This is a genomic window from Prosthecobacter sp., from assembly GCF_029946185.1.
Taxonomy (GTDB): Bacteria; Verrucomicrobiota; Verrucomicrobiia; order Verrucomicrobiales; family Verrucomicrobiaceae; genus Prosthecobacter.
In genome coordinates this window covers 1-4,410 of sequence record NZ_JAQSEA010000112.1, presented here as the reverse complement: position 1 = coordinate 4,410, position 4,410 = coordinate 1, and the positions used below count along the sequence as shown (strand labels likewise).

Below are 4,410 nucleotides of genomic sequence, written 5' to 3'. Positions count from 1 at the left end.
AAGTGTAAGCATTGATCTTGTTTTGCAAAAAACTGAGATGGCCCACTTCATCGCTCCAGTCGAGATGATCGGTGACGTCCAAAATGACCTCGCTAGTTGAGCGACCAACGCTCACTACATCAACCGTTTTGGGATCATCAACTGCCATACTGTCGAAATATATCCCAGTATCAGACTGAGATGACGGGAAAAGTGAGCAGGGAGCTATGACCCGATGGGGCGGGCTGAGGGCTGTCTGTGCGACCCGGCAGTCATGCCTTCTTACCCTCTCAGTCCATTTGCTGCTATTATTTGCGTTCGAGGAAGAGAACAAAAATCAATCGACCTTCCTTCCAGGGCGGTCCGCCGATGAACAAGGGACTGCCTTTGCGTAGAACAGCGTCACTTTTGACCAACACCTGCTGCTCACGCCAAACTTGGAGGTGCAGATTGACGCCGCCGTTGTCTGCGGGACCTTTGGAATCAATTTTCATGAAAAGTTCCCGGGATGGAACGACCCAAGATTCATATTCCCGCAAGATATCCTGCCGATGCTGGCCAAGGATTCCGAAGTGCTTGAAGGGAAACACCTTGGCGAGGCGCTCATTCAGCTTGGGCAGTTCAGCGTGGATTGGCTCTTTGGCGCCGGTCAGCTGGCTTGCATCGTTGGTGGCGAAAATGAGTGCACCCCAGACATGCCCATCTATGGCAAGTTTGGAGGCAGCGTCGGGTGGAGCCGGCGCTTGCGCAAAGGCAAGGGTCGTGCAGAAAAACAACGCGAGCGCTGAGAGAATGGCTTTCATCCGCGCGGCGTTAGCATTGGATTGCCAAGTGCATCACGGGAAATCATGAGCACTGCAATTCCCTTTGTGTCGTACATGGTGGTTGAGGCCAGTTCAGGCTCCACTTCACTGCGTTGAATGTTGATCCCCGAGACTTTTCGCTCCGCCGGCACTGCATCCAGCCCGTCCAGCATCAAGACCGTGGCTTCAGCGCCATCGTCGTGGTAGGTGCGTGCCTGCACGTTGGTGTTGGGGGTGTAGGAGCTGAGGATCATGCTCTCTGAGGCACCACCGGATGCCGTATTCACCAGGAAGAAACCCAGCACAGCCAAGGCCGCAGCGCCTGCCAGTGCAAACCATGGCTGGCGAAACCATTGCAGAATGGCCCCAAAGCCGGGAGAGGTCTGCTTTGCGCGTGCGTCGTCCTGCGCCATCTGGGAGATGCGCACTCCGATCTGCGTGTTGAAGTAATCGGCGTGAGGCACCTTCATTTCGGCAGGCAGGTGGACGCGGAGACTGGCGCTCAGAGCGCGCATCTGCCGGGCTTCTGTGGCGAGCACGGGATCCAGCTTGAGGCGTTCCTCAAACGTGGTGCGTTCGGTTTCGTTCATTTCCCCATCGATCCAGCGGATGAGGTCATGTTCTTCAGATGGATGTTTCATAAACGTCGTGGAGTTGTTCCTGAAGTTTCTTGCGTGCGTAAAAGAGACGAGACATCACCGTGCCGAGAGAGCAGGGGATGAGGGCGGCGATTTCTTCATAAGCGAGCCCTTCGACCTCGCGCAGGACAATGACCTGGCGGTGTTCGGGGGAAAGTTTGGCGATGGATTCCTGAATGCGCTGGCCGAGCTCGGCATTGGTCATGGCGGCGTCGGGCGCAGGATCGCCCCTCGGCGTGGCTTCCGCACCGGCGGCAATGCGGTGTTCGGTGCGCTCGTCATCGAATTCACCATCGCCCTGGATCTTCTTCTTCCGCAGCCAGTCATAGCTGACGTTGTGGGCGATGCGATAGAGCCAGGTGTAAAATCCCGCATCATGCTTGAACGAGGGCAGCGCACGCCATGCCTTGATGAAGGCCTCTTGGGCGAGGTCCCATGCTTCGGTTTCGTTCTGGATAAGGTGATAGGTCATGGCATAGATCCTCCCACGGTAGCGAGTGACGAGAACGTCAAAGGCCCTTGTGTCGCCTGATTGGCTGCGTTTAACCAAGTCGAGGTCTGAGACTTCGCCAGGGTCAGTCGAGGCTGAGGCAGGCATGGATTTGTAATGGCAGGGGATTGACGGCCTTGACGGTGGAATTATTCAGGGCGCAGCACGATTTGGAGCCAAAAAATGCGTCGAACGTTGAATCAAGGGATTTTCAGGCTCTGCCCGAGTCTGATGAGATCACTGCGGAGGCCGTTGGCGGCCTTGATTTTTGAGACGGAAGAGCCTTTTTTCCGGGCGATGGAGGAGAGCGTGTCGCCTTTGACGACGGTGTATCTCGACCCAGAGGATTTTTTTGCCTTTGTCTTCGAGGGGGTGGACTTCTTTTTCGCGGAGCTGCTGGAGGCGGTACTCTTCTTGGGGGTAGAGGAAGTACTGGATGGCGTCACCTTCTTCGTGCCGCTGAAAGCATAGGGATTGGCAGGTGGCTCCGGCGGGAGGGAGGGAGGGGCTGGCGGGGTCTGATACTTCGGAGTGGACGAAGATGCGTAACCGCTCTGGCCCGGGTAGGGATTGTAATGCCCGTCGGTGCCGTAGTTCGAGGCATAGGGATCACTGCTAGTGCTGCCAGACGTTTTCGTGTTTTCACAGGAAGCGAGGGCAAGGCAGGTGGCGGAAAGCGCGATGAAACGAAAGGCAGTCATGATGAGGTGTGGTTTCAGCCAGCAAACACGCATAGCAGGAAATCTAAGCACTAATGAAATCAGGTGCATCCTTTTCAATGCTTAATTTGCCGCTGTGGGGCCTGCACTGCGATTTCCTGAGGTTTGCGCAATAGAGGCAACAACCGGGCCGTTGCCTAATGCGGGAAATCTTCCGACACAGACCTTGCCAATTCGCCCCCCATTCCCTAGCTTTGCGTCCCACCCATGAAAATCGGCTTCAATCTCCTTCTCTATTCCGGTCACATCACCGAGGCAAACTACCCCGTCATCGAAAAACTCAAGGCCACCGGCTACGACGGAGTCGAGGTTCCGATCTTTGATGTCAGCAATCCTGCGCATTTCAAAGGCATCGGCCAGGTGCTGAAGGACAACGGACTCGAATGCACCGCCGTCACCGTGCTGCCGGATGAAGCGCACAACGCCATCAGCCCCGTCGCGGCGAACCGCCAGGGAGCCATCGACCACCTCAAGCGTGTGATCGAATGCGCTCACAACGCCGGCGTGCAGACACTGGTCGGGCCCTATTATCAGGTGCTCGGCCAGTTTACCGGTGCCTTCCCTTCTGAGGCCGAACTCGCAGGTGCCGCTGAAGTGCACCGTGCCATCGCCCCTGTCGCTGAAGCTGCGGGCGTGAAGTGCGCCATTGAAGCGCTCAATCGCTTCGAGGCTCATCTCCTCAACACGATGGAACAGGCCGCTGCCTACGTGAAGCGCGTCGATCATCCGAACTTCGGCACGATGTATGATACTTTCCACGCGAACATCGAAGAGAAGAATTCGTTTACGGCCATCGACACGGTGTTTGCCTCCGGCAAGCTCAACCACGTCCACATTTCTGAAAATGATCGCGGCACACCCGGACGCGGCCACATCAACATTGTCGAGCAGATCAAGCACCTGAAAAAAATCGGTTATGACGGCTGGATGACCATCGAGGCCTTTGGCAGCGCCCTGCCAGACCTCGCGGCCGCCACGCGTGTCTGGCGCGATTTCTTCCCCAGCACCGAACAAGTTTACACCGAAGGCTTCGCGCTTATCAAAAACGCGCTCGCCTGATTTGAAGCCACGTCAAACCCAACGCATTCAACCCATGAACACACCGACCCCCACCCCCGCAGCGGCGACCTCTCGCCGCCAGTTTATCGGCGCCACAGCTGCTACTGTTGCCAGCACCGGCCTCACGGTCGCCCAGTCCGCGAATGTCGCGGGCAGCGATGAAATCAAAATCGGGCTCATCGGCTGCGGTGGTCGCGGTACCGGCGCTGCGAACCAGGCCCTCAGCACGAACCAGAAGGGTGTCACGCTGCACGCTGTGGCAGACGCCTTCAAAGAAAAAACGGACAAAGCACTGAGCGGCCTGCGCGACAAAAGTCCTGACAAGGTCAAGGTGGATGACTCGCGTAACTTCGTTGGAACCGACGCCTACCAGAAAGTGATCGACTGCTGTGACCTTGTCATCCTCACCACCCCTCCCGGCTTCCGTCCGTATCACTTCGAAGCTGCGGTGAAGGCTGGTAAAAACATCTTCATGGAAAAACCCGTGGCGGTGGATGCCCCTGGCGTGCGCAAGGTTCTTGAGATGGCAAAGATTGCCGACGAGAAAAATCTCAAGGTCGTCTGCGGCCTGCAGCGTCGATACCAAAACTGCTACCGTGCAGCTCTGACTCAGGTCAAGGAGCAGGGTATCATTGGCGATATCATTTCCGGTCAGGTGTACTGGAACGGGGGTGGCATCTGGTTCCGCGACAAGCTTCCTGGCCAGTCCGAGCTCATGTATC

Annotated in this window: 6 protein-coding genes; 2 read left to right on the top strand and 4 right to left on the bottom strand. The window is 56.8% G+C overall.

From position 1 onward, the window contains the following. Positions 1–287: 287 nt before the first annotated feature. The 4 genes from PSV43_RS08820 to PSV43_RS08805 all read right to left on the bottom strand — a co-directional run bounded on the left by PSV43_RS08820 (position 288) and on the right by PSV43_RS08805 (position 2,611). A complete protein-coding gene (locus tag PSV43_RS08820; protein WP_300195773.1) occupies positions 288–782 on the bottom strand; it encodes a hypothetical protein in 495 nt (164 codons plus the stop codon). Continuing rightward, positions 779–1,423, bottom strand: coding sequence for a hypothetical protein (locus PSV43_RS08815; protein ID WP_300195770.1), 645 nt, complete (start codon positions 1,421–1,423; stop codon positions 779–781). Before PSV43_RS08815 ends, PSV43_RS08820 begins: the two co-directional genes overlap by 4 nt. Further along, positions 1,407–2,018 (bottom strand): sigma-70 family RNA polymerase sigma factor, encoded by a 612-nt coding sequence (locus tag PSV43_RS08810; protein WP_300195767.1) that lies wholly within the window; start codon positions 2,016–2,018, stop codon positions 1,407–1,409. Before PSV43_RS08810 ends, PSV43_RS08815 begins: the two co-directional genes overlap by 17 nt. A 92-nt stretch (positions 2,019–2,110) precedes the next feature. After that, complete coding sequence (locus PSV43_RS08805) at positions 2,111–2,611, bottom strand: LysM peptidoglycan-binding domain-containing protein (RefSeq protein WP_300195764.1); 501 nt, start codon at positions 2,609–2,611, stop codon at positions 2,111–2,113. Between the two features lie 225 nt (positions 2,612–2,836). Between PSV43_RS08805 and PSV43_RS08800 the strand changes: the two genes are divergently transcribed. Both PSV43_RS08800 and PSV43_RS08795 read left to right on the top strand, forming a co-directional pair. Continuing rightward, positions 2,837–3,688 (top strand): sugar phosphate isomerase/epimerase family protein, encoded by an 852-nt coding sequence (locus PSV43_RS08800; RefSeq protein ID WP_300195761.1) that lies wholly within the window; start codon positions 2,837–2,839, stop codon positions 3,686–3,688. Positions 3,689–3,722: 34 nt separating this feature from the next. Next, positions 3,723–4,410: Gfo/Idh/MocA family oxidoreductase (locus PSV43_RS08795; protein WP_300195758.1), on the top strand; the 688-nt coding region annotated here is incomplete at its 3' end.

Coding starts and splice junctions, on each gene's coding strand:
- PSV43_RS08820 (WP_300195773.1), bottom strand. CDS start 782: ATGAAAGCCATTCTCTCAGCGCTCGCGTTGTTTTTCTGCACGACCCTT.
- PSV43_RS08815 (WP_300195770.1), bottom strand. CDS start 1,423: ATGAAACATCCATCTGAAGAACATGACCTCATCCGCTGGATCGATGGG.
- PSV43_RS08810 (WP_300195767.1), bottom strand. CDS start 2,018: ATGCCTGCCTCAGCCTCGACTGACCCTGGCGAAGTCTCAGACCTCGAC.
- PSV43_RS08805 (WP_300195764.1), bottom strand. CDS start 2,611: ATGACTGCCTTTCGTTTCATCGCGCTTTCCGCCACCTGCCTTGCCCTC.
- PSV43_RS08800 (WP_300195761.1), top strand. CDS start 2,837: ATGAAAATCGGCTTCAATCTCCTTCTCTATTCCGGTCACATCACCGAG.